This window comes from Parashewanella spongiae (assembly GCF_004358345.1).
Lineage (GTDB): Bacteria > Pseudomonadota > Gammaproteobacteria > Enterobacterales > Shewanellaceae > Parashewanella > Parashewanella spongiae.
Genome location: NZ_CP037952.1, coordinates 3,078,007 through 3,100,057 on the forward strand (window position 1 = coordinate 3,078,007; position 22,051 = coordinate 3,100,057).

Annotated in this window: 18 protein-coding genes; 9 read left to right on the forward strand and 9 right to left on the reverse strand. The window is 39.2% G+C overall.

Annotated elements, in window-relative coordinates; all coding sequences use genetic code 11:
* Positions 1-7 precede the first annotated feature (7 nt).
* The 5 genes from E2I05_RS12030 to E2I05_RS12050 all read left to right on the forward strand — a co-directional run bounded on the left by E2I05_RS12030 (position 8) and on the right by E2I05_RS12050 (position 6,148).
* Positions 8-835, forward strand: coding sequence for a MurR/RpiR family transcriptional regulator (locus tag E2I05_RS12030; protein WP_121854264.1), 828 nt, complete (start codon positions 8-10; stop codon positions 833-835).
* Positions 836-986: 151 nt separating this feature from the next.
* Complete coding sequence (gene iolG, locus E2I05_RS12035) at positions 987-1,985, forward strand: inositol 2-dehydrogenase (RefSeq protein WP_121854263.1); 999 nt, start codon at positions 987-989, stop codon at positions 1,983-1,985.
* Between the two features lie 3 nt (positions 1,986-1,988).
* Positions 1,989-2,798 carry a 5-deoxy-glucuronate isomerase gene (gene iolB / locus E2I05_RS12040; RefSeq protein ID WP_121854262.1) on the forward strand — a complete coding sequence of 270 codons (810 nt, stop codon included), beginning with the start codon at positions 1,989-1,991 and terminating at the stop codon, positions 2,796-2,798.
* A gap of 6 nt (positions 2,799-2,804) precedes the next feature.
* On the forward strand, positions 2,805-4,574 hold the full coding sequence (locus E2I05_RS12045; RefSeq protein WP_121854261.1) for a metallophosphoesterase family protein: 1,770 nt from the start codon (positions 2,805-2,807) through the stop codon (positions 4,572-4,574).
* A 20-nt stretch (positions 4,575-4,594) separates the two neighbouring features.
* Positions 4,595-6,148, forward strand: coding sequence for a glycoside hydrolase family 31 protein (locus tag E2I05_RS12050; RefSeq protein WP_121854260.1), 1,554 nt, complete (start codon positions 4,595-4,597; stop codon positions 6,146-6,148).
* A 505-nt stretch (positions 6,149-6,653) separates the two neighbouring features.
* Here the strand turns inward: E2I05_RS12050 and E2I05_RS12055 are convergent.
* The 4 genes from E2I05_RS12055 to E2I05_RS12070 form a co-directional block, all read right to left on the reverse strand.
* Complete coding sequence (locus tag E2I05_RS12055) at positions 6,654-7,910, reverse strand: Y-family DNA polymerase (RefSeq protein WP_121854259.1); 1,257 nt, start codon at positions 7,908-7,910, stop codon at positions 6,654-6,656.
* 2 nt (positions 7,911-7,912) lie between these two features.
* Positions 7,913-8,320: a LexA family protein gene (locus tag E2I05_RS12060; protein ID WP_121854258.1), complete on the reverse strand. Its 408-nt coding sequence runs from the start codon at positions 8,318-8,320 to the stop codon at positions 7,913-7,915.
* Positions 8,321-8,417: 97 nt separating this feature from the next.
* Complete coding sequence (locus tag E2I05_RS12065) at positions 8,418-9,701, reverse strand: Tle-like phospholipase domain-containing protein (protein WP_121854257.1); 1,284 nt, start codon at positions 9,699-9,701, stop codon at positions 8,418-8,420.
* A gap of 490 nt (positions 9,702-10,191) precedes the next feature.
* Positions 10,192-11,327 (reverse strand): IS630 family transposase gene (locus tag E2I05_RS12070; RefSeq protein ID WP_133309486.1). Its coding sequence is split into 2 segments (ribosomal slippage): positions 10,192-10,904 and positions 10,904-11,327, totalling 1,137 coding nucleotides; the frame shifts between segments, so codons are not numbered across the junction.
* A gap of 967 nt (positions 11,328-12,294) precedes the next feature.
* Here E2I05_RS12070 and E2I05_RS12075 point away from each other — a divergent pair.
* Complete coding sequence (locus E2I05_RS12075) at positions 12,295-13,422, forward strand: cupin domain-containing protein (RefSeq protein ID WP_121854947.1); 1,128 nt, start codon at positions 12,295-12,297, stop codon at positions 13,420-13,422.
* 67 nt (positions 13,423-13,489) lie between these two features.
* Here the strand turns inward: E2I05_RS12075 and E2I05_RS12080 are convergent, their stop codons facing one another.
* Positions 13,490-13,978, reverse strand: a complete 489-nt coding sequence (locus E2I05_RS12080; protein WP_121854940.1) for a DUF4826 family protein — start codon at positions 13,976-13,978, stop codon at positions 13,490-13,492.
* Between the two features lie 253 nt (positions 13,979-14,231).
* Here E2I05_RS12080 and E2I05_RS12085 point away from each other — a divergent pair, with 253 nt between their 5' ends.
* On the forward strand, positions 14,232-15,269 hold the full coding sequence (locus tag E2I05_RS12085; RefSeq protein ID WP_121854941.1) for a Leu/Phe/Val dehydrogenase: 1,038 nt from the start codon (positions 14,232-14,234) through the stop codon (positions 15,267-15,269).
* 539 nt (positions 15,270-15,808) lie between these two features.
* Here E2I05_RS12085 and E2I05_RS12095 read toward each other — a convergent pair.
* From E2I05_RS12095 to E2I05_RS12110, 4 genes are all read right to left on the reverse strand, one after another.
* Positions 15,809-16,231, reverse strand: coding sequence for a MarR family winged helix-turn-helix transcriptional regulator (locus tag E2I05_RS12095; protein WP_121854943.1), 423 nt, complete (start codon positions 16,229-16,231; stop codon positions 15,809-15,811).
* A gap of 70 nt (positions 16,232-16,301) precedes the next feature.
* Positions 16,302-16,742, reverse strand: coding sequence for a DUF1285 domain-containing protein (locus tag E2I05_RS12100; RefSeq protein WP_121854944.1), 441 nt, complete (start codon positions 16,740-16,742; stop codon positions 16,302-16,304).
* Between the two features lie 51 nt (positions 16,743-16,793).
* Positions 16,794-19,811: a D-2-hydroxyglutarate dehydrogenase YdiJ gene (ydiJ, locus tag E2I05_RS12105; RefSeq protein ID WP_121854945.1), complete on the reverse strand. Its 3,018-nt coding sequence runs from the start codon at positions 19,809-19,811 to the stop codon at positions 16,794-16,796.
* Positions 19,812-20,069: 258 nt separating this feature from the next.
* Positions 20,070-20,288: a hypothetical protein gene (locus tag E2I05_RS12110; protein WP_121854946.1), complete on the reverse strand. Its 219-nt coding sequence runs from the start codon at positions 20,286-20,288 to the stop codon at positions 20,070-20,072.
* Positions 20,289-20,467: 179 nt separating this feature from the next.
* Between E2I05_RS12110 and E2I05_RS12115 the strand changes: the two genes are divergently transcribed.
* Positions 20,468-20,800, forward strand: coding sequence for a hypothetical protein (locus E2I05_RS12115; protein ID WP_133309662.1), 333 nt, complete (start codon positions 20,468-20,470; stop codon positions 20,798-20,800).
* Between the two features lie 47 nt (positions 20,801-20,847).
* Positions 20,848-21,975 carry an ISKra4 family transposase gene (locus tag E2I05_RS12120; RefSeq protein WP_133309663.1) on the forward strand — a complete coding sequence of 376 codons (1,128 nt, stop codon included), beginning with the start codon at positions 20,848-20,850 and terminating at the stop codon, positions 21,973-21,975.
* Positions 21,976-22,051: the final 76 nt, after the last annotated feature.

Consider the following 22,051-nt stretch of genomic DNA (forward strand, 5'->3'; position numbering starts at 1 on the left):
GGGAAATATGTCAGATAATGCTATTAAAGCTTATGAAACGCTGAATGCAAAAATCGCTGAGCAGTATCCTAATTTAAGTAATCGCTTGAGGGATATTGCAAGTTTCGCATTAGAGCATCCAACAGCTATGGCATTGGAAACAGTAGCTAGTATTGCGAAGGAAGCTGGTGTGCCTCCTTCTGCATTAATCCGTTTCGCTAAAGCCTTTAATTATTCCGGTTTTAGCGAAATGCAGCGTGTTTTTCAATCCTATGTCACTTCACAAACGGCCAGCTATAAAGAACGTATCAGCCAGGATATGGTGAATATGGAAGCTTCAGAGGGTGATACACCATCGGCTTTACTTCAACAATATTGCCGTGAAAACATCATATCCCTGCAGCATCTACAACAAGGTATTTCTGCTGATAATTTAAATAGTGCAGTGCAACTCATTAAATCTGCTGATCATATCTATTTAAGTGGCCAACGCCGCTCACTTCCAATATCAACCTATTTAACTTACGCCTTAAGTCATGCAGGTTGTAAAGTGCATTTGTTGGATGGAATGGGAGGATTATTAAAAGAGCAATGCTCAGCTATAACTGAAAAAGATTTGTTGATTGTAACCAGTTTTCACCCCTACTCTTCTGAGGCACTTGAAGTCATTCAGCATGTATCGAGCAGCAAAACGCCGTACATTGCAATTTCTGATAACGGCTTTAGCCCTGTTGCACGAAGCGCAACCGTCGCCTTTACTGTTCATGACGCTGAAGTTCATACATTTCGATCATTATCTGCCACTATGTTGCTTGCACAAACCCTTGCGACCAGCTTGGTTTTCTTAGATAAATAACCGATTAAATTAAGGGCAATTTAAAGTTGCCCTTAATTTTCTTTCCATACCCATAAATGAAATTTAAATTTCACAAAAACAGATATTGAAATATAAATTTTACTGACGTAGCATTAGCAGCAATTAAATAATAATAAAAGGCAAGAAGCTGATGTTTAATCTCTGTCTATTTGGTGCTGGTCGAATTGGTACTATCCACGCCAACTGCGCAGCTCAAAACCCTGATGTTCAAATCAAGTATGTAGTCGATGTATTTCCTCAAGCTGCTGACAAAGTTGCGAAACAATTAGGCGCTACAGTTGTTGATGTAGAGAGCGCATTAGCTGATCCTGAAATTCACGCTGTAATTATTGCAAGCTCTACCGATACTCACGCTGATTTAATTGAGCGAAGTGCGCTGGCAGGAAAACACATTTTCTGTGAAAAGCCTGTTGACCTTACGGTCGAGCGAGTTGAAACTTGCATACGAACCGTAAAAGAAAACAACGTACATTGTGCTATCGGCTTTAACCGCCGTTTTGATCCAATGTTTGCTGAATTACAACAAGCGGTTCGTAACGGACAAATTGGTTCGACAGAAATTATTCAAATCACCAGTCGTGATCCTTCTCCTCCACCAGCTGAATACATTAAAGTTTCGGGTGGCCTATTTAAAGATATGATGATCCATGACTTTGATATGGCACGTTGGCTGTTAGACGAAGAACCTGTTGAAGTATTTGCTAACGGAAGCTGTCTTGTTGATGCCACAATTGGTGAAGCGGGTGATATTGACACCGCTCTAGTTACCCTTAAAACAGCCAGTGGTAAGCTTTGCCAAATCAGTAATAGCCGTCGTGCCGTTTACGGTTATGACCAGCGAATTGAAGCTTTCGGATCTGATGGCATGTTACAAGTAAACAACAAGCTTGAAAACGGCTTAGTTGCTACAGGTAGCCAAGGCACAACAACAGCCAAACCTCAGCACTTTTTCCTAGAACGCTATGCCGATGCTTATCGCCTAGAACTCAACAACTTTATTGAAGTATTACGTGGCAATGCCAAACCGCTTGCGGATGAAAAAGACGGCCTCAATGCTCTATTACTCGCAGAAGCGGCATTAGAGTCATTTAAAACTAAAAAAGCCGTTGCTGTTAATTTAAAAGGTTAATCCATGTCTTATTTATTATCGAAAGCAAAGTCTGACAATGTAGATGGACACATTCAAAACATTACACCTGAGTCCGCAAACTGGGATTATGTTGGTTTTGAAGTGGTTGAGTTAACAGACGGTCAAAAGCTGACCCAAGAATCTAATGAATTAGAGCTTTGCGTTGTTATTGTTGGCGGTAAAGCGAATGCTAAATCTGGCGAACAACAATGGTCAGACATTGGCGACCGTAAAGGGCCGTTTGAACGTACGCCACCTTATGCCATTTTTGTTGGACGTAACCAAGCTTTTGAAATAGAAGCGATAGGCAATTTGGAATTGGCAATTTGCAAAGCACCAGCCAAAACTGACCGCCCTGCTCGTTTAATCACTCCTGCACAACTTAGTTATATTAGTCGCGGCCACGGCACCAATGAACGTTTAGTGTGTAATATTGTTTTTGGTGAAGACGATGCCGACAGCTTATTGGTTGTGGAAGTGATTACACCTGACGGTAATTGGTCGAGCTATCCTCCACATAAGCACGATACCGACAACGGTGAAACAGAAAGCCAGCTTGAAGAAACCTATTACCATAGAATTAACCCAAGCCAAGGTTTTGCCTTCCAGCGCGTTTACACTGACGATCGCAGCATCGATGAAACCATGAGCGTGGAAGATAAAGACGTTGTTATGGTGCCAAAAGGCTATCATCCTGTTGGCGCACCACATGGTTATGAACTTTACTACTTGAACGTCATGGCTGGACCTGATCGTCGTTGGGTATTTAATAATGACCCTGATCATGACTGGATTATGGAATATAAGAAGTAATTCAGTATGAAATTACCGCACTTACTTATTACCCTTTCGGGCTTGCTGGCTGGCTGCTCCGATCTCCACCTGCCAGTGACCCACCCACACACCGTTGCCTTTATGCCAGATGTCCATTTTCAGGACATCTACGGCAATATTGACCACTCAAATGCTAAGTTTTTAGCCACGGACAACGATGGTAACCCCCTTACTATTCGTACAATGTCAGATCAGCTCGGCTCAACACGTTTATTTAATGAAAACTATTTTGCCTTTATCGCCGCATTGGATGACGCAGCAAGCAAAGGAATAAAATTGATTGTCCTAAATGGTGACTTTAGTGATGATGGACAACCCTATAATTTAGTTGGCCTAGCTGAAATTCTTAAGTCATATAAGCAAAAGTATGACATGCAGTTTTTCTTGTCTCCGGGAAATCACGATCCCAGCCGCCCGTTTGGTAGACCTGCACCGAAAAAGCGACTGTTAACAATAAGCGGCGATAGCTTACAAATTTATAGTTCAGGTAAACAATTGTGCCCCGCAAAAGGCAGAGATATTTGTAGTGATCAAGCAAAAGAAGGCAGTTACCAAGATGTTATCTCGCACCTTGGTGAATTTGGGTTTGAAAATAATTCCGAATATCTATATTGGCAAACACCATTTGGAAAATCGGTAAGCTTTTCTGATCGTCAATATAGTATTTGTAGTGAGACAAACCCTAGCTTGTGCGCATCAGTACCTGATTTAAGTTATGTGGTTGAGCCGGTAAAAGATCTTTGGCTGCTTTCTATTGACGCAAATGTGTTTGTTCCAAAATCATTCGATCAACAATCGGGTAAATATGAATTTATAAAATCCAGTAATGCGGGCTATAACCAGTTGGTCAAACACAAACCGGAACTCCTCAAGTGGATTAAGTCTGTTAGCCAACAAGCTAAGGCTCAAGGCAAAAAGCTTATCGCTTTTAGTCATTTCCCGATGACAGAGTTTTATGATGGGAGTAGCCATAAGCTTAAGCATTTATTTGGTGAGAGTAGCAATCAACTCAAACGTAAGCCTGATGTTCCTGTCAGTAAAGTACTGGCTCAGCTCGGCATAAAAGTGCATGTTGGCGGTCATATGCACTTTAATGACACCAGTGAGATCCGCTACCAGCAAGATTGGCTCATTAATATCCAAGCGCCTTCTTTAGCGGCTTATATCCCAGCATACAAAGCTCTGACATTTACTGATAATAAAGCACAGCTTCAAGTAAAAACCTATACCGTAAATGACGTAGCTGATTTTAATAAATTGTTCGATGTTTACCAAAATGAGCACCAATTCTTAACTCAATCATCTGGTAATCCAATTTGGGATGAGCAAATCTTACAAAGTGAGTCTTATCTTCAATTTGCCAGACAACACATCAGAGAGCTCAGCTTAGGACGTTTTTTGAAAGAATGGCCAACGGAATTATCAGAATTATTGCTTTCCAGTGATTCTGGCGATTTATTCAAAGGTATTTCAGCTAAAGGCTTCAGTGTAAATTGGTCAGGCAAACAACTGATCACCGACTTTTATAAAGTCAGAAACGCTGGTGAACTTGCCATTGAAGATATTGATTCCAATAGACTCCAAAGCTATTTAAAGCTACATCAAGTTTTAAAAAACTTCCCTACTCGTTCGAAAGCCCAAAATTTACTACTGGAATTACTCGATATTTTCCAAGCACTACAAAATGGTCAGGCTGATCGAGATTTCAACATTAATTTAGATACTGGCGAAATAACGCCAGTAATGACCAAATAACCTTACATTTCGAGGTAAAAATGATAAGTATAAAATCACTCGAAGCTGGTACTCCACCTAAACACACTGGATATACCGCTGAAACGAATCAAAAATGGTACGGTGGCCTTACCGCACATGGTGAATCAATGCCTTTTGAAAAAGATATCCAGATCAATATGATCAGCGATACCTTCTTCAATCAAGGGCAACCACTGATGTTATCAGCAGAAGGGCAAGTCATTTGGTCTGAAGCCCCCTTTAAAATCAACTACCTTAATAAGCAACTAAGTCTTACTGAAAACCATGCTGAATTTAATGTTACTCAAGCAGGTTCAACACTAAAAGATGCTCACGCTTTTGCTTCTACAACCTATTTTCCACCGTCTGGAAAAATGCCTGATGAGCTTTTGTTTAGTGCACCTCAATACAACACTTGGATTGAGCTGATGTATGAGCAAAACCAAGAAGATATTTTAGCTTACGCTAAGAAAATTCTCGATAACGGTATGCCACCCGGCGTATTGATGATCGATGATAACTGGCAAGAGAATTACGGTGTTTGGGATTTCCACGCAGGTCGATTTACAGATCCTAAAGCTATGATTGATGAACTGCATGAAATGGGTTTCAAGGTGATGTTATGGGTTGCACCATTTGTAAGCCCAGACTCACAGAATTATCGCAAGTTAGCGAAACAAGGCGTGTTTTTAAAACGCTCGCAAAAACATGATGCCCTGCCACAAATGGTTGATTGGTGGAACGGCGTCAGCGCCCTTCTCGACTTTTCTAACCCTGAAGCCGTTACTTGGTTTGATGAGCAACTTAAGCGCTTACAAAACGATTACGGTGTCGATGGTTTTAAATTCGATGCAGGCGATGCTCACTTTTATCAAGATGGTTATAGCAAAGCTAATATCACGCCAAACCAGCAATCAGAGTTATTTGCTCAAATTGGTTTACATTATCCATTAAACGAATTACGGGCAACTTGGAAATTAGGCGGTCAACCGATTGCGCAACGTCTAAAGGATAAAAACCACGATTGGTCAGATTTAGAAAAGCTGATCCCGCAAATGAACTTAGAGGGTATTCTAGGTTACCCATTTGCTTGCCCTGATATGATTGGCGGCGGCGAATATTTGTGTTTCTTAGATGGCGCAGATGTTGATCAAGAACTTGTCGTTCGTTCAGCTCAAGCTCATGCTTTGATGCCAATGATGCAGTTCTCGGTTGCACCTTGGCGTGTACTTGATGAAAACAATTTAGCCGCAGTCGTTGAAGCGGTGAATATTCGTCAAAAGTTCAGTCAGTATATTGTTGATGAAGCTAGAAAGTCAGCAGAGACTGGTGAGCCAATTATGCGAATGATGGAGTACGATTATCCGCATCAAGGTTATCACTCAGTTAAAGATCAATTCTTAATTGGTGAATCTTTATTGGTTGCTCCTGTTGTTCATGCTAATCAAACTGAGCGCACTGTAAAAATACCGAATGGCACTTGGATTTCAAATAAAGGTGAAACCCATATTGGCCCACTGTCTATTACCGAGCCCGTAACAGCATCGACGTTACTGTATTATCAAAAACAATAGCTTTCAGGCATAGCCATAGAGATTTCTATGGCTATTTTTCTTTCCGCATTAACCATGCCTTAAGCCTAAATAAATCGGTTGGGAGCGTTCATCCTAGAAACATCTGTTGACTGCATTCTCAAGCGTAGAAAAAATGGCTGATATTAAGACTCAGCTTGCAGCAAGCAGTTATTCTACTTGCAAAAGTTACAACGCAGATAGCAGCCATTTTAGCAAGCTTGTGAGCGTAGAGCATTTCACTCATTGGGTGAAAAACATGATAATAAAATCATCCTATTGCTCAAGCAGTTACTCATATACTCTGCGTTCAACTGATGTTTTTAGGTTGAACGCCAGTTTTGTATGGCGGCCGTAGGGAATATAGTACTTCGAACATACGCCTTGTACTGAAAACTTTTATCTCTTGCTGAGTGAAAGATTAATTACTGTAATTGGTATAAATTGTGCGTTCAACCGATTTATTTAGATTGAACACTTCTGGAAACAAACATCAACGAGCTGAAATTCAACACTTTATGCTAGGCAGATTCTTCCAGTTCGTTGTATATTGCGGCGTAAGGAACTCCCGCCTCATTCCCCACTTCACTTGTGTTCCCTGTGCTGACACAAATACAGTTTCGCTACCATAGCGATTGTTCAATTTATCCATTGCTTGCATTAATTCAGGCTTAGCCTTTGATGTCGAAAATAGATCAAATTGTTCATGACTCATGTCCGTTAAATCAAGTAGCCCGACGCCGACTCGATAATAACCTATACCTTCAACAAAAAGTTGACCAATCACATTCGATACGGCTTTGCTTATTTCTAAAGTGCAATTCGTTGGCTTGGCAAACTTTATCATTTGTTTAAACGACTTTGGCTGTTCGTCGTAAGGCGAATTAGCCGCAAACACCATTACATCTGTCGTTCCTGAATCTTGCTTACGTGCTTTTGCTGTTGCAATGCCAACGTGCTTGCTCAAAGCTTGCTGTAATTGTTCACGACAAGTAATACGCTCTCCCATGCTTCGTGTCGAAAATACTTGTTTTTTATCGGCTCTAGCTTCATCCCACTGTTTACAAGCCAAGCCATTAAGCTCTCGAATTGTTCGTTCAATTTCTACGCTGAATTGTTTACGGGCGAGTTTTGCTGGCATTAGAGCTAAATCGTATGCAGTCATAATATTCATCAACCGTAGCTTTTTAGAAATTCTTCGCCCTATTCCCCATACATCTTCAACAGCCGTTACTTTTAAAGCTTGATGAATCTCAGCTTCATTATCTAATACACAAACACCTTGGGACGATCTATCTTTTTTTGCCATGTGATTTGCAAGTTTGGTTAAAGTTAACGTTGATGCAATACCCACGCATACCGGTAAACGAGTTTCCTTCCACACCGTTCGTCTTAATAAGTGTCCATATCGAACTAAACTTTTTATAGCCAGAGCACTGCGATGAAATGATAAAAAAGTTTCATCGATCGAGTAGACATGTTGCTCAGGGGCAAAACGCCCGACCACTTGCATAAGCTTCGCTGACAAGTCGGAATACAATTCGTAGTTAGATGAGCAAACAATAATACCTCTTTGCTCACAAAGCCGTTTAGCTTGAAAATAAGGAATGAATTTTTTAATGCCAGCTTCTTTAGCACGGTGGTTCGCTGCCACAATGCATCCATCATTGTTACTCAACACAATAATTGGTTTATGTCGCCAATCAGGTCTGAATACCGCTTCAGCAGAGCAATAAAACGCATTGGCGTCCACCAAAGCATACATGGTTATTGTTGCCCTAAAATGGCACTCGGCCGATGGCAACGAATTGAACGAGACACTACTCCTTCAATGCTAAATTCATCAAACTGCTCTATTTTCATAGCTTGATAACGTTCGTTCGCAGAAAGGAGTTGACGGCGTTGTTTGTCAATAATTTTGCATACAAACTCGCCATTGAGATTAGCGACAATGACATCCAAATGTTGCGGCATGACATGTCTATCGACAATCAAGATATCATTATCAAAAATACCCACGTCTTGCATACTTTCGCCTTTAGCTTGGCCAATAAAAGTCGCACTCGGATGCTCAACCAAGAGTTCATCCAAGCTCAACGATAATTGTGTATATTCTGCTGCTGGAGACTCAAAACCTGTGATCCCAGCTTGAGCAAATATTGGAATTACTTTCATTTACCTAACGCACTGTGTATACATACAGTGATACTAGCAAAATATCTTAGTAATGGTAAATAGCAGGTTAAAATCAATAGATAAATTTAGAACTCACTTAATTAAGAACGCTCGCTATGCCTTCTCTTACTGTTGCCATACGGTGATCTTTTATACTCAATCGCTTTCCTGAGCCATTTAATACATATTGGGTACCGCTCGCTTCTCGGCCAGTAATCCTCAAGACATTTGTTAAAATATCCCCTTCTGTTGAACAAGCCAGTACTAAATTAGTTGGTGCAAATTTTTCTCCACCATTTTTACTAATGAATTTTTGAATTGTTTGACTGGTTATTGATGCAGCATTGAAAGTTATGGCTGGATTTCCTGTGACTTGTGTACAAGCGCAGGCTAAGCCACCTCCAAGCGAATGCCCTACATACAACAATGACAACCCATTTTGAACAGCAATCTCGCTTGCCATTCTGGCTAGGAGCATTCCCAATTCATAATATGTTGAAGCTCCTGTAACCGCTTGATTAACGCTAACTCCTATATGAGTTAATGATTCAGAACCACGGAAAGCCAAAATTAATCGGTTTTCATTTCTATCCCAAAACAATTTAGCTTTAAATTTTAAATGTTCATTATAAAAATCTTCTTTTTTAAAACCAAAGTCAAAAGAGTCTTTATTATCAATGTTAAACATTATTTCTTCTACTCCATCCCTGACAATAAATTTAGAGTCACGATAAGCGCTTTGGGATAACTCGGCCGCGAGTTTGATATCATCATGAGTAAAAGTTTTATAAGTAGTTTCCGTAGCAGCGGCTTGACACTCATCTAAAGTGATAACTTCAAAATCTGATACATCAACAAGCTCTTGTGTTTGACTTCTGCTAACAAAACAGTAGGTCTCAACCATTTCTTCTTCGTTAGTTTTAACTATAACTCTTTCACTTCGTACCTGATTTTCTGCTAGAACTGGTTTTGTATCGAAGTAAGGCGGTTTTTTATCTATGGGAGATGTTATTACTTCCTCTTGATGACTTGAGCCCCCAGAAAACACTCTACTGTCTAAAGTACCTTTTGGTGAAACCTTGTTCAGATCATAAGGTGTCTGGTGTGCTTGTATATTTGATTCAGATACGTTCGTCTTCATAAAGAAGCCAATTAATCTTTGTCTAAACGGCGTTGGGGTACTTTTATTGCTGTAGATATGGGAACCTAAACCTGAAACTGAATCTGTATCCGTAGGTTCAGAAACTTGACCGCCTTTAATTTGTGCTGCGCCTCTAAAACTGTTGAAAGAAACTGAAAGTGAGCTCATTGCTTCTCTTATGAATATGAACAATCCTTTAATGATAAGTGATAATAAAAATCCACCTATTTTTCTAAACATTTATTAATTCTATATTTTTACTAAAACCCATTCACCAATAAGATTCAGCTTTAATTTTAAACTAAATTTAATTATTTAATTTCATACATCAATCACTTGTAACGACATAAAAAGTTAAAACTCATTCGTTTTCTCTAAGGGATCTAGCGATTTAGAAAGTGCCAATCTTTGTCATACCTGCGAAGGCTGATATCCAGTGGCTTTTATAGAAAAAAGCAAAGGTACTAGTAGTCCATTCATATGAATTCTACAGTTAAAGCTGTTCTGGTAAACCATAGTCATAGGAGAGCTAAGAATCATATATCGATATTTATTGTTTTAAACTCTTACTTAACTTTTGTTCACAATCAATTGACAAATAAGTGATATCTGAACAAAACACCTCCTCCCACCCCTTGGCAAGTCAGTAGGATTCTAGCTTTTCATGCTTTGATTAACGAATGTGTAACTGGATTTCGTTAATCAGTGAACTTCTGTTAAAAGGCTCACTTTACTCTGGGAGTACGGGGTAAAGTTTCTTTAATTTTATACGTGCCTCCTCAGTCGTGAACTGCCAGTTCATCTTAGCCTTGGACTCATTACGCTCGGTAACCCAGGCTTCGACTTCAGTATTTAGTGTTTCCTGATCGGGTATTCTTCGGTTTAAGCATTGCCTGCTCAAGATACTTAATTCAATTTCAGCCATATCCAACCAACTTCCGTGCTTTGGCGTGTAATGAAATTCTATTTTATTGATCAACCTACGAGCTTCTTCTGGTTCGAAGGCCTTATAAAATGAAGCCGGTGTATGAGTATTCAAGTTATCCTCAACTAATACAATTGTCTCAGCGTCCTTATAACGCCCGTCTACTAAGGCTTTTACTTGATGAGCCCAATCAATGGCCGTTCTGTGTTCAGTGACTTCAACATGTCGCCAGCCCGCTAAAGGCTCAAATATCATGAACAGGTTGCTGACACCGTTACGCTCATACTCTGTATCGTATCGCTCTGGATAACCTGAAACTAAGGGTAACGGATTGCGAACTTCTTTAACTTGTTGTTTGCTGGTTTCATCAAGGCATACTAAAGGACGCTTAGGATTGTAAGGAAGTTTATAGAGTTCTAATATATCTTCCATAGCACTCACGAAAGCAGCGTTTTCCTCTTTAGGTATACACCACTCTTCTTTAAGCCATGGTTTAAGTTCGTTTTTTTTAAAGCATAATGAACAGAAGTTCTTGATATGTTATCGATATATTTGAGTTCAATCATCTTGTCTCTAAGAAGATTTAATGTCCAACGGCAACGTCCTTCAGGAGGCGTAGAGCAGGCCAGTGCAATTAGGTGGGCTTCGGCTTCGCCATCCATTATGCGTCTGCGGCCTTGATGGCTGTGTTTGCTATTCACAGCGACTTCTAATCCTTCTTCGACAAAACGCTTTCTAAGGCTCGTTACTGCAAGTGGTGAGATGTTTAGTGCTTTAGCAATCTGTTGATTGGTCAGTGGCGAATTATTCTCATCAATAGCAAGTAAAATTTGGGCGTGTCGTTTCTTATGTTGAGCAACACGTGGTTTCTTCTGCTTTATCAAAGCCTCAAGCATTGAACGTTCTTCATTACTCAAACGAACGTGGTATTTAACCCTCATAATAACTCCAGTGTTTCTTGTGTTCAGGAGTTGTTAGGATATAACCATTCGGTCATTATTTGTTCTTGAATGGACTACTAGACTACCGTCATACAAAACTGTCGTTACTTCGTTTCCAGCCTTATACCAATTACAGTAATTAAATTCCCAGCTCAGAGCTATGTATGTGTTCAAAGTACAAGTGAAATTGATGAAGACATAGTTATTACCGACATACAAAACTGTCGTTATTACATTGCTACGTTGAGACAGTTTTGCGTAGTAATTTGGACACATACAAGCTCCCGAAGGGCAAGGCTAAAGGACTCCATTACTACGTTACAAGTTTTGAATTATCTCGACAAAAGCACGAAGTGCGTTGAACGCCAGCTTTGTATGGCGGCCGTAAGGGTATATAGTACTTCAAACTTGCGCCTTGTACTGAAATCCTTTAGCTCTTGCTGAGTGGGAAGTTAATTACTGTAATTGGTATTATGTGCTGGAGTGGCGAGAACTCATCGGCATACTTTCTTCCGCAACTTTCCTAAGAACACTCTCTAGGGTCTGTTTATCTTTCAGGATTAAATTTTGTGCTATTTGAGCATTTATCTGTTCAAAGCGCGAGCAGTGATGCTTAGCCATCTAAGTGAGCTGGTCACAACACAGAACAGTGAATGCTCAAAAGCATCGAAAAAAGAGAGAGCGTAAATTGGTCGCTCTTTCTAAATAAAAGGTGCTGCGTTATCGTTTTCTTATTTGGAAACGAAGTAACGACAGTTTTGTATGTCGATAATAACTAAACCTCACAAACTCTGCCTTGCATAAAATAATCAATTTATCGCTGCAAAAACAATCACGAAAGATCAACAGCCCCTAGTTATCAGCAGAATATAAATTATTAACAAACTCAGGTATCATGCACACCTCAGATGTTTCTTGTTCAGAAATATTTATTCCACATACTCATTTTACCTTGGTTTTTAATTTTATGTATCATCTTCAATTAGATAAACAACAATTCTTATCTGAATACTGGCAAAAAAAGCCATGTGTCATCCGCAGTGCTTTTAAAGATTTTATCGACCCAATTACCGCTGAAGAGTTAGCCGGATTAGCATGTGAAGAAGAAGTCTCATCTCGAATCGTGCTAACCAGCGAATCCGGATGGGATGTTAAACATGGCCCATTTGAAACCTATGAAGAGTATGGCGAAAATAGATGGCAATTATTAGTTCAAGCTGTAAATCATTGGCACCCAAATGTTGAACCTTTAGTCGAAGCGTTCCGGTTTCTCCCAGATTGGCGTTTTGATGATCTCATGGCTTCTTTTGCAACTCCTGATGGTGGTGTAGGCCCACACATTGATAACTATGATGTGTTTATTATTCAAGGTGAAGGCCAACGCAAATGGAAAGTTGGTAATAAAGGCGAGCACAAACAGCGTGACAATGACCCTCAATCAGCTTTAGTCGAAGATTTTGAAGCAATTATCGACGTCACTTTAGAATCTGGTGATATTTTATACATTCCGCCAGGTTATCCTCACTGCGGTGAAACACTTTCAGTAGCAATGAGTTACTCAGTTGGTTTTCGAGCACCAAGCCAACAAGAAATGTTTACAGAAGTTGCTGATTACTTGTTAGATAATGATATTGGTTTATCACGCTTTACCTCTGCTGATGAAACCGCCAACAAAGGTTTAATTGGTGAAAACCAGCAACAAGGGTTAATGGATTTAATAGGCCAAATTACCGCATCTCCAAACCACTACCATAAAATGCTTGGTGAATTACTCAGTCGTAATCGATTTGAGCTCGATTTGTGTCCAGATGAAGATATTACGGAAACTGAGTACCTTCTCGCGATTGAGGATGGTGCGGATATAAAACGACTTGGCGGAATAAAAATACTGAGATTAGAAAACGACCAAGAACAGCGTCTTTTCGTCGGGGGCAATGCATATATTTTAGCTGAGAGTTCTCACGAATCTTTAAAGCACTTAAGCAATGAGTTTACTTTAACCAATTCTTGGTTACATGAGCACAAAACAGATCCCGCTATTAATAAGTTTCTTATTGAGTTACTTCAGCAAGGCTGTTTGTACTTCTCTGAATAACACAACGCAAAATTGATACACAATAAAAAAAGGCTGATTAATCAGCCTTTTTTTATTGAAATAGAGATTACGCTTTCCACAAATTGTCATCATTTTGCATTGCGTATAAACTTTCCGCCCTCGAAATGAGTAAGTTGGCGTACTTTGCTTGAGTAGAATCACGTGTTACCCCTGTACGCACAAGGTTTTCAGCTTTTAATTGCCAAGTTAAAGAAAAGTGTCTCACCGCTTCACGTGCAGTTTTCGCAACATTGACATCAACTAGATCTGAAGGTAAGTCACCCGTAAGTACCCAATAAGTCTTTTTGCTCGGACGTTTCGATTCAATTTTCCAAACGGCCATATATGGAGCAAGGTAACGGCTTTCAGTATCTAAAACTTTACTTGGGATAATGCCTTTCTCGGCCAAAAACTTATTGGCTTTTTGAAATTGAGTTCTTATCCATTCTTGACGCATTTGCGCTATTTGCTCTTGGCTCGGCTGAGCTTTCTGAACATGTGAATACTGTAGGTTTACTTCTGCGTCTTGTTCTTTTTCAACCGCTTGGTCTGCCATAACTACTTTACCTATTCTTCGAGTTGGTCTAATGCTAACTTTTGTAATATTTGCAATGCATGTAAATTTTTAACGTACCCTAGGTTACGTTAACGTTAAGTGGAAAGCAAAATTGCCACCAACATCAAACTTTTTATACATTTCGTTTTGTTGAGAGTATCCCTAAATGCTAATTTAACGCAACAAATATAACAAAGGATCTCTAGAGTATTTAGCTCATGGAGAAAATTCAATCACACATCGGAGAACTGCTGTGGCGGTATTCAATAACGTATCTTTTGACAACCATGAAGAAGTTGTCTTTTTTAATGATGAAGCTAGCGGCTTAAAAGCTATTATAGCTGTCCACAATACTAATTTAGGTGCTGCTGTTGGTGGCTGCCGTATGTGGAACTATGAATCTGATGAAGACGCATTAAACGATGTTTTACGTCTTTCTCGTGGAATGACCTACAAAAATGCGCTTGCGGGTTTAACTATGGGTGGTGGCAAATCGGTAATCATTGCTGATTCCAAAAAAATCACCAACCGTGCAGAATTGTTTAAAGCTTTTGGTCGAGCTGTACACCAGCTTGGCGGTAAGTATTACTCAGCTGAAGATGTGGGCGTTTCAACATCAGATATTATGTTAGCTCTTGAAGAAACTCCCTTTATGGCGGGGCTTGAAGGAAAAAGTGGCGACCCCTCTCCATTTACAGCATTAGGCACTTACCTCGGGATTAAGGCAGCCGTTAAGCATCAACGAGGTTTAGACTCTCTTAGAGGCTTAAAGATTTCTGTACAAGGTGTTGGACATGTTGGATATTACTTATGTAAACATCTACATGAAGAAGGCGCCGAGCTTATTGTTACCGATATTAATAAAGACAATTTAGATCGAGCTGAATCGGAATTTAATGCCATTGTTGTGGCTCCTGATGCAATTTACTCTCAAGAAGTTGATGTTTACGCTCCCTGTGCACTTGGCGCCACCATTAATGACATTACCTTGCCACAAATCAAGGCAACAATTGTCGCTGGCTGCGCTAATAATCAGCTCGCTGAACAACGTCACGGTGAAAGCCTCAAAGAAATGGGGATTTTGCTTGCTCCTGATTACGTGATCAATGCCGGTGGCATTATCAATGTGTCATTTGAAGAAAATTACGACGAGGCTAAAGCAACCGCTAAAGTTGAAAAAATTTATGACACCTTATTAGAAATTTTTAAACAAGCAGAAATTCAAAATAAAACAACCAACGTTGTTGCTGATGAAATGGCGCAAAAAATCATTTCAGCGGCGGCAAAATAGATTTCGGTATCCTTTAATTTTTTGCTAACAAACTGATTTATAGGAGTCTTTATTCGGTTCCTATTTTTTTATGTGTTTTTGTTTATTTTAAACTGGAAATATCATCATTTTTTGCTTGAATTAAGTTACACATAATTAAATAATGATTAAAAAAATGGTGCGCTTTAAATATCAAGTTGATCAAGATGACATTGAACTGCAGACAAGCAGCTGGTCTGGTATGGAAAGGCTATTATTTAATGGCAAGGTCATTTCCAGTCGCCTAAATTTTAACCCCTTCAGTAATCATGATATTGCTCTTTCAAATGGACATAAATGCCGGTTTCAATTACTCGTGGATCCTAGCTCACAACAACTTATCTGTAGGATTTATAAGAAAGAGCAATTGGTTGCTAGTCTTAAGCAGAGTAAAAAAAGCTATAGTAAAAATCTGAAATATCTTCAATATGGGTTACTTTTCATTTGCTTTGCAACTGTGTTAATTGTTTCGATTTAAAAAATTTGCTTGATAAACTTCAGTAGGTTAAAAATCAATTCACTTATAAGACATTGTTACGAGGCACTCTTTTCAAAAGACGCAATAAGCTTTTTTTATCTTCATCATTAAGTACACTAAGAAAGTATTCATGCACACGTTCAACCTCTCTTATCACATCATGCTCCAACGCTTTAGCTTCATCTGTAAGATATATTTTAAATGAACGCCGATCATCAGATTCTTGATGACGATAAACGAGTTGTTGTGCTTGTAACTGATCTAACATTCTTGTCATTGTGTAATTTGCAACGTCACAAGAACATGAAAGCTCGGTTTGAGTAACTCCTTCCTCTTCCCATAAACAAAACAAAACGGGCCAAAGTTTCAAATCAATATTATATCGCTTTAATCGCAAATCCATTTCGCGTTGCAGCTCAACATTAAAATGAGACACTAAATATCCCAAACTTTCATTTCGCTCCATAATGCCACTTCCAATTGTTCATCCCTGTACTTTATAATTTTAACTAACATTTATAAAATAGTTAACTATTTTAACTGATATATTCTTCAATAAAACGATAGTAACAAGCTCGGTTTAAACTCGCTGGCAAATTTCGTTCTACAATACATGTAATCGAGTCGTCATTGACTTTGAATTGCTCAAAGTTCGCGAGAAAATGCTTAGATTCAATGCTAGAAATAAGCTCAATACCTCCATCCTCCATACATTGATAATCAGTTATTTTAAAGGGCTGCGATGAAACAGAAACCTTCACCTTTTCCACAGGGGTGATAAGAAAGTATTCACTGTTTTCAATTTGTAGAATTTGGCTGAATAGGCGGCTGAATTTTAAAGGTAAAACCGAACCTTGATAAAACCATTCGCCCTCATTGTTTATAACAAACAAAGGTGTCTCGCTACAAAGCTTGGTGTTAAATTTTAGTGATGAAAGTGCTGTTTCGACTTCTTTATGAGTATTAGAGTGATTCATTTACACCTCAAACATTTTGAGCCGACACTTTATCGACTCAATACATCAAGTCTAATTTGATATTTGTTCTAGTAAGATTTCTATCGGATGCTGGCTTCGAAATCCTGCAAATCGCTTAACCTGACTGCGACAAGAAAAACCTGTAACTAAAACCTGATTTTGATCTTTATTCTCTATATGTGGACGCCAAGACATATCGAATAAGTTTTCACTATTTGATAAATTTTTAAGTTCATGCCCATATGTACCAGCCATGCCACAACAACCTAAATTAACAACGTCTAATTTTAACTTAAACATTTCGAATATATGTATCCATTCTTTGGTTGAGTTTGGTCGAGTAGTCGCTTCAGTGCAATGATTAAACAAAGTATACTTTTCATTTGATTGTGATACGTTTAATTCTGAATTCAAACGTTTTGCAAGCCATTCATTGAATAACAAAACTTCAAACTGCCCTCTTTTTTCACCCAGAACCTCCTTGTACTCATCTCGATAACAAAGCACTAAAGCAGGATCGATTCCCATCAATGGCATGCCTAACCTAGATACACTGGATAAAAAATCTGCACTGCTCTTGGCTGTTTTAGCAAAACGATTTAGAAAACCTTTTACATGAGCAGGTTTACCATTCGGTTTGTAAGGAAGTAAAACTGGAATTAGATCTAGATGTTCTATTAATTTCACTAGCTTAAAAACGAGTTGGGCATCGTAATAACTGTTAAAAGGATCTTGAACAATTAAAACATGATTTTGTCTTTGCTCATTTGGAATTTTGGTTAGCTTTGCTAAATCATAATTCAAACAATTGTGACCAGATAAACGTTGATTTAACGTTGGAAATGAAAGCTTCGGGGAGTCCACATAACCTAATGTTTCTTTTATCAGCCATTTACTGAGTTCGTTATGCGATAAATGGTTTATCAATCTCGGCGCACTGGCTAGTAGAGGTAAGCCTTGCTCTATACCCGCGACTAGATGATCGGTAATAGGTCTCATATACTTTTTATAATAGATATCTAAAAACTGAGATCTAAACTTAGGGACATCAACTTTTACGGGACACTGACTGGAGCATGATTTACAAGCAAGACAACCTTGCATTGATTCCATGACTTCATGAGAGAAGTCATATTCTTTTTTAAGTTGAAAGGAATGAGTAAAGCGTTTCAGCAAATTATCTGGTTTTGACTTGGCTAGAGCTTCAATATCAACCCCTTGATTTGATAATAGCCGTAACCATTCACGCATTACACTTGTTCGACCTTTTGGCGATTGCACTCTGTCGCCTGTAACTTTATATGATGGGCACATAGGTGTGTTGGGACTGTAATTAAAACACAATCCATTGCCGTTACAGTTCATAATATCTGGAAATTCGTTACGCACAGTAATGGCAATTTCACGATCAAAACTACCGCGCTTTTTACTATCGACATTATAAATAAGCGCGGCTTGATCGGGTGCAAATAGTTTTCCAGGGTTAAGGCGATTATGAGGATCAAACCAAGTCTTTATTTGGCATTGCAATTTATATAGTTCATCACCAAAAATTGCAGGAGCATATTGCCCTCGAACCCCTTTTCCGTGTTCCCCCCACATCAAGCCACCATACTTCATGGTTAGGTTCGCAACTTCGTCTGATATTACCCTGAGTAATTTCTCATCATTTGGGTCGCACATGTTTAACGCTGGACGAACATGCAACACGCCTGCATCAACATGACCAAACATTCCGTAATCTAATTGGTGACCATCAAGCAGTGCTCGAAACTCCATAATAAAGTCAGCCAACTTCTCTGGAGGAACTGCAGTATCTTCCGCAAATGCGAGTGGCTTTCTTTGCCCCTTTGTCGCACCAAGCAATCCAACGGCCTTTTTACGCATTGCATAAATGGTATTAATACTGGCTAAATCTTCAGTAAACTGAAAACCAATTAATCCCGACATTTTATTATCGATTTTAAGCTCTAACGAGCTGATTAACATATGTAATTTACTAGAAACCTCAGAAGGCTCACCTGCAAACTCTACCATGTTAAGCCCTTCAATAACTTGGCCTTGCACATCTGAAATCAATGACTTAACAGAGTGCCATATAATGTCATTCTTAGCTAAATTAAGCACTTTTGAATCAATTGTTTCAACAACCGTAGCGTTAGCTTTAACAAGATCTGGGGCATGGCGTAAAGCTGATTCAAACGAATCGTACTTTATATTAACCATCACACGTTTTTTAGGTATTGGGGTGATGTTTAATTTAGCTTCAGTTATAACCGCTAATGTGCCTTCAGAGCCTGTAAGGATTCTTGAAATATCAAATACATCTAATGCATCGTTCCAAACATGTTTAAGATCATAACCGGTTAAAAAACGATTTAAGTCGGGAAATTTTTCAAGAATTAAATCCCGCTTTAATCGACTTTGTTCTGCAATTTTTGAGAGCAAATCTGCTGAGTGATTTGATAATATTTTATCAGCTGCTAAAGGTGCGGAATCAAGAAGTTCACCGTTCATTAGTACACTGGATAAGCCAAGCACATGATCAGACGTTTTACCGTAAACCAGTGAGCCTGCTCCAGATGCATCTGTATTAATCATTCCGCCAACAGTTGCACGATTTGAGGTAGATAAGTCAGGGCTAAAAAAATAACCATGAGGCCGCAACACATCGTTTAAAGCATCTTTTACAATTCCTGTTTCAACTTTTACCCAGCCTTCCTCAGGATTAACTTCAATCACTTTGGTCATATATCGTGAAAGGTCAATAATTATTCCGTGTGAAAGTGACTGACCGTTCGTACCTGTCCCACCACCTCTTGGGCTAAATACTATTTCTTTAAATTCATTTTTGTTTGCTATTTGTATCGCCAATTGAACGTCATTTTGCGTTTTTGGATATATTACGGCCTGAGGTAAAAACTGATAAACAGAATTGTCGGTAGATTGCACTACTCTCGCGTTATACCGTTTATCAACATCGCCACTAAAGTTACTAGCTTCAAGGCAAGTTAAATAATTAAGGTAAATAGGTTCAATAGTTTGCTGGTGTGACAGTCGGGGTAACATTCTTACATTCTATATTTTTTCGATATGGCTTTATTATACCTAAAAAATAGCAATTTAAAGCAAAATAACTGCGTTATACCAATTACAGTAATTAATCTCTCGCTCAGCAAGAGCTAAAGGGTTTCAGTTCAAGGCACAAGCTCGAAGTACTATATACCCTAACGGCCGCCATACAAAGCTGGCGTTCAACGCACTTCGTGCTTTTGTCAGGATAATTCAAGTGCTTGTAACGCCAGGGCGGGATTACGCTTTGATGAATTATTCACCAAACAAAATCTCAGCCCTAAATTTTGCATCCCAGCAAGCTCGCTGCATCTTGCCAGCAACACTGTCTTTTGAAGAATGACTTTTCACTAAGTTCAAAATCTTAGTGTTGTCATCTATCGCTAAGATTTCTAAGTATGATTGAGCTTGTTCGGCAGTGTGATCAAACCCTGAGCAGCGGATTACTTCTGGTGCAACAGAATTATTACGCATCAACCTATATGCCAATGGCACTAAGGGATGCTGCGACTTAGGTTATACCGACGTATAATCCAAACAGAGTAATTTACGGTTGCAGCCAAATGTCTACTTCAATTTACCTTTCTAGTGAGTCCAAAAGGATAATTAAACTTGCATCCAGTAAACTTCATGGGATGGAGAAAAGAGTTTTTATGGCCGAAGTACCCAAAACCTTCTGCTGTGGGAGTCCACGCTTAACTGAAACAGAATTTGGCTGGTGTCGAAAGGCTGTTGCGCTTGGGCTTCATGAACAAGAAACGGGCTTCGAGTGTTTCGGACACTATGACGGAAAACCTCGAAGTGAAGTGAGTCAGCCTCAATTAGAAATAGATATTAGAGCGTTAGTAGATCCTGAATCGCAAGCCGACCCGAAGTTTAAAAATACGTTTGGGTGTAGATCTTTTAGATCGACGAAAAGCATGAAAAGATCATTCATTATCAATTGGATGGGTTTAATAAATGGTGCGAAAGGAGCAATTTTATAGTACTTATCAGTTTCCACACACAACAAGTATATAAAAAGGCTCCTTTCATGAAACTAGCATACTCAAACTCACTCGAATTTTCATTCTTTTCTGAAGCCAAATTGCAATTTGAACGTATTATTTCGCACCTCGAAGACGAGCAAGTTAAGCAAGAGAGCCATGGAGAAGTTGAAGCTTATATCGATACCGAAGGAACTGAGTTGTTGCGGTGTTTATTACAGGGTTTCTTAGATATCAAAACCGCTGAAGAGCCCCGTCAGCAAGTTTGTTCCAACCGTGACATTGCATTGAATCATTTGAAAAATAACTGCAAACGAAACTTAGAAAGTTTATTTGGTACCGTAACGATGCATCGAAAAGGTTACAGTCAACGTCGGTGTGATAGCGTGTTTCCAATGGATGGTGAGCTGAATCTTTCGAAAGATAAATACTCTGATGGTGTACGCCTAAGACTCGCTACAGAAGCAGTCAAAGGCTCATATGATGATGCAGTAAGCTCAATAGATACCACCACAGGTGCGCACGTGCCCAAGCGACAAGCAAGGCAAATTGTGCAGGATATTGCACAAGATTTTGATGGTTTTTATCTCCAGCAGAGATACCTTAAGCCAGAAAATACATCTGATTTACTGGTATTGACTATGGATGGAAAAGGCATCGTTATGCAACCTAATAGCTTGAGAGAGGGCACGCAAAAAGCAGCGAAACAACAGAAGCTCAAAGGACGCCTAAGTGCTGGAGAAAAAAAAGACCGCAAACGAATGGCAGAAGTTGCAGCGGTATACACCACCAAGCCTTTGCATCGTACCCCAGAATCAATCATGTCTAGAAACGATAATTCAAATGTTCGTCCATTACGTGTGCCACCAAGAAATAAACGTGTGTGGGCAAGCGTAGAAAGAAGCGCTGCGACTGTGATTGAAGAAGCATTTTTAGAAGCTCTGGAACGAGACCCAACTCAAAGCTGTCAGTGGGTTGTACTCGTTGATGGTCATCCTCATCAGCTAAAACAAATTTATCGGGTGATGAAGAAACTCAACATCAATGCAACGGTGGTCATGGATTTCATCCATGTGCTTGAATATCTCTGGAAAGCGGCGTGGTGCTTATTTGAAAAAGATGATCCAGAAGTCGAAGATTGGATAGAAAAGCGGGAACCCATCAGATACGGGTAACAAATAAATGAGAAAATCTGAGGAGAAAAACGTTATTTATTGAGATAATAAGCCGACTAAAACTATTCTCAAAATA

Coding starts and splice junctions, on each gene's coding strand:
- E2I05_RS12030 (WP_121854264.1), top strand. CDS start 8: ATGTCAGATAATGCTATTAAAGCTTATGAAACGCTGAATGCAAAAATC.
- iolG (WP_121854263.1), top strand. CDS start 987: ATGTTTAATCTCTGTCTATTTGGTGCTGGTCGAATTGGTACTATCCAC.
- iolB (WP_121854262.1), top strand. CDS start 1,989: ATGTCTTATTTATTATCGAAAGCAAAGTCTGACAATGTAGATGGACAC.
- E2I05_RS12045 (WP_121854261.1), top strand. CDS start 2,805: ATGAAATTACCGCACTTACTTATTACCCTTTCGGGCTTGCTGGCTGGC.
- E2I05_RS12050 (WP_121854260.1), top strand. CDS start 4,595: ATGATAAGTATAAAATCACTCGAAGCTGGTACTCCACCTAAACACACT.
- E2I05_RS12055 (WP_121854259.1), bottom strand. CDS start 7,910: ATGTATGCTTTGGTGGACGCCAATGCGTTTTATTGCTCTGCTGAAGCG.
- E2I05_RS12060 (WP_121854258.1), bottom strand. CDS start 8,320: ATGAAAGTAATTCCAATATTTGCTCAAGCTGGGATCACAGGTTTTGAG.
- E2I05_RS12065 (WP_121854257.1), bottom strand. CDS start 9,701: ATGTTTAGAAAAATAGGTGGATTTTTATTATCACTTATCATTAAAGGA.
- E2I05_RS12075 (WP_121854947.1), top strand. CDS start 12,295: ATGTATCATCTTCAATTAGATAAACAACAATTCTTATCTGAATACTGG.
- E2I05_RS12080 (WP_121854940.1), bottom strand. CDS start 13,978: ATGGCAGACCAAGCGGTTGAAAAAGAACAAGACGCAGAAGTAAACCTA.
- E2I05_RS12095 (WP_121854943.1), bottom strand. CDS start 16,231: ATGGAGCGAAATGAAAGTTTGGGATATTTAGTGTCTCATTTTAATGTT.
- E2I05_RS12100 (WP_121854944.1), bottom strand. CDS start 16,742: ATGAATCACTCTAATACTCATAAAGAAGTCGAAACAGCACTTTCATCA.
- ydiJ (WP_121854945.1), bottom strand. CDS start 19,811: ATGTTACCCCGACTGTCACACCAGCAAACTATTGAACCTATTTACCTT.
- E2I05_RS12110 (WP_121854946.1), bottom strand. CDS start 20,288: ATGCGTAATAATTCTGTTGCACCAGAAGTAATCCGCTGCTCAGGGTTT.
- E2I05_RS12115 (WP_133309662.1), top strand. CDS start 20,468: ATGGCCGAAGTACCCAAAACCTTCTGCTGTGGGAGTCCACGCTTAACT.
- E2I05_RS12120 (WP_133309663.1), top strand. CDS start 20,848: ATGAAACTAGCATACTCAAACTCACTCGAATTTTCATTCTTTTCTGAA.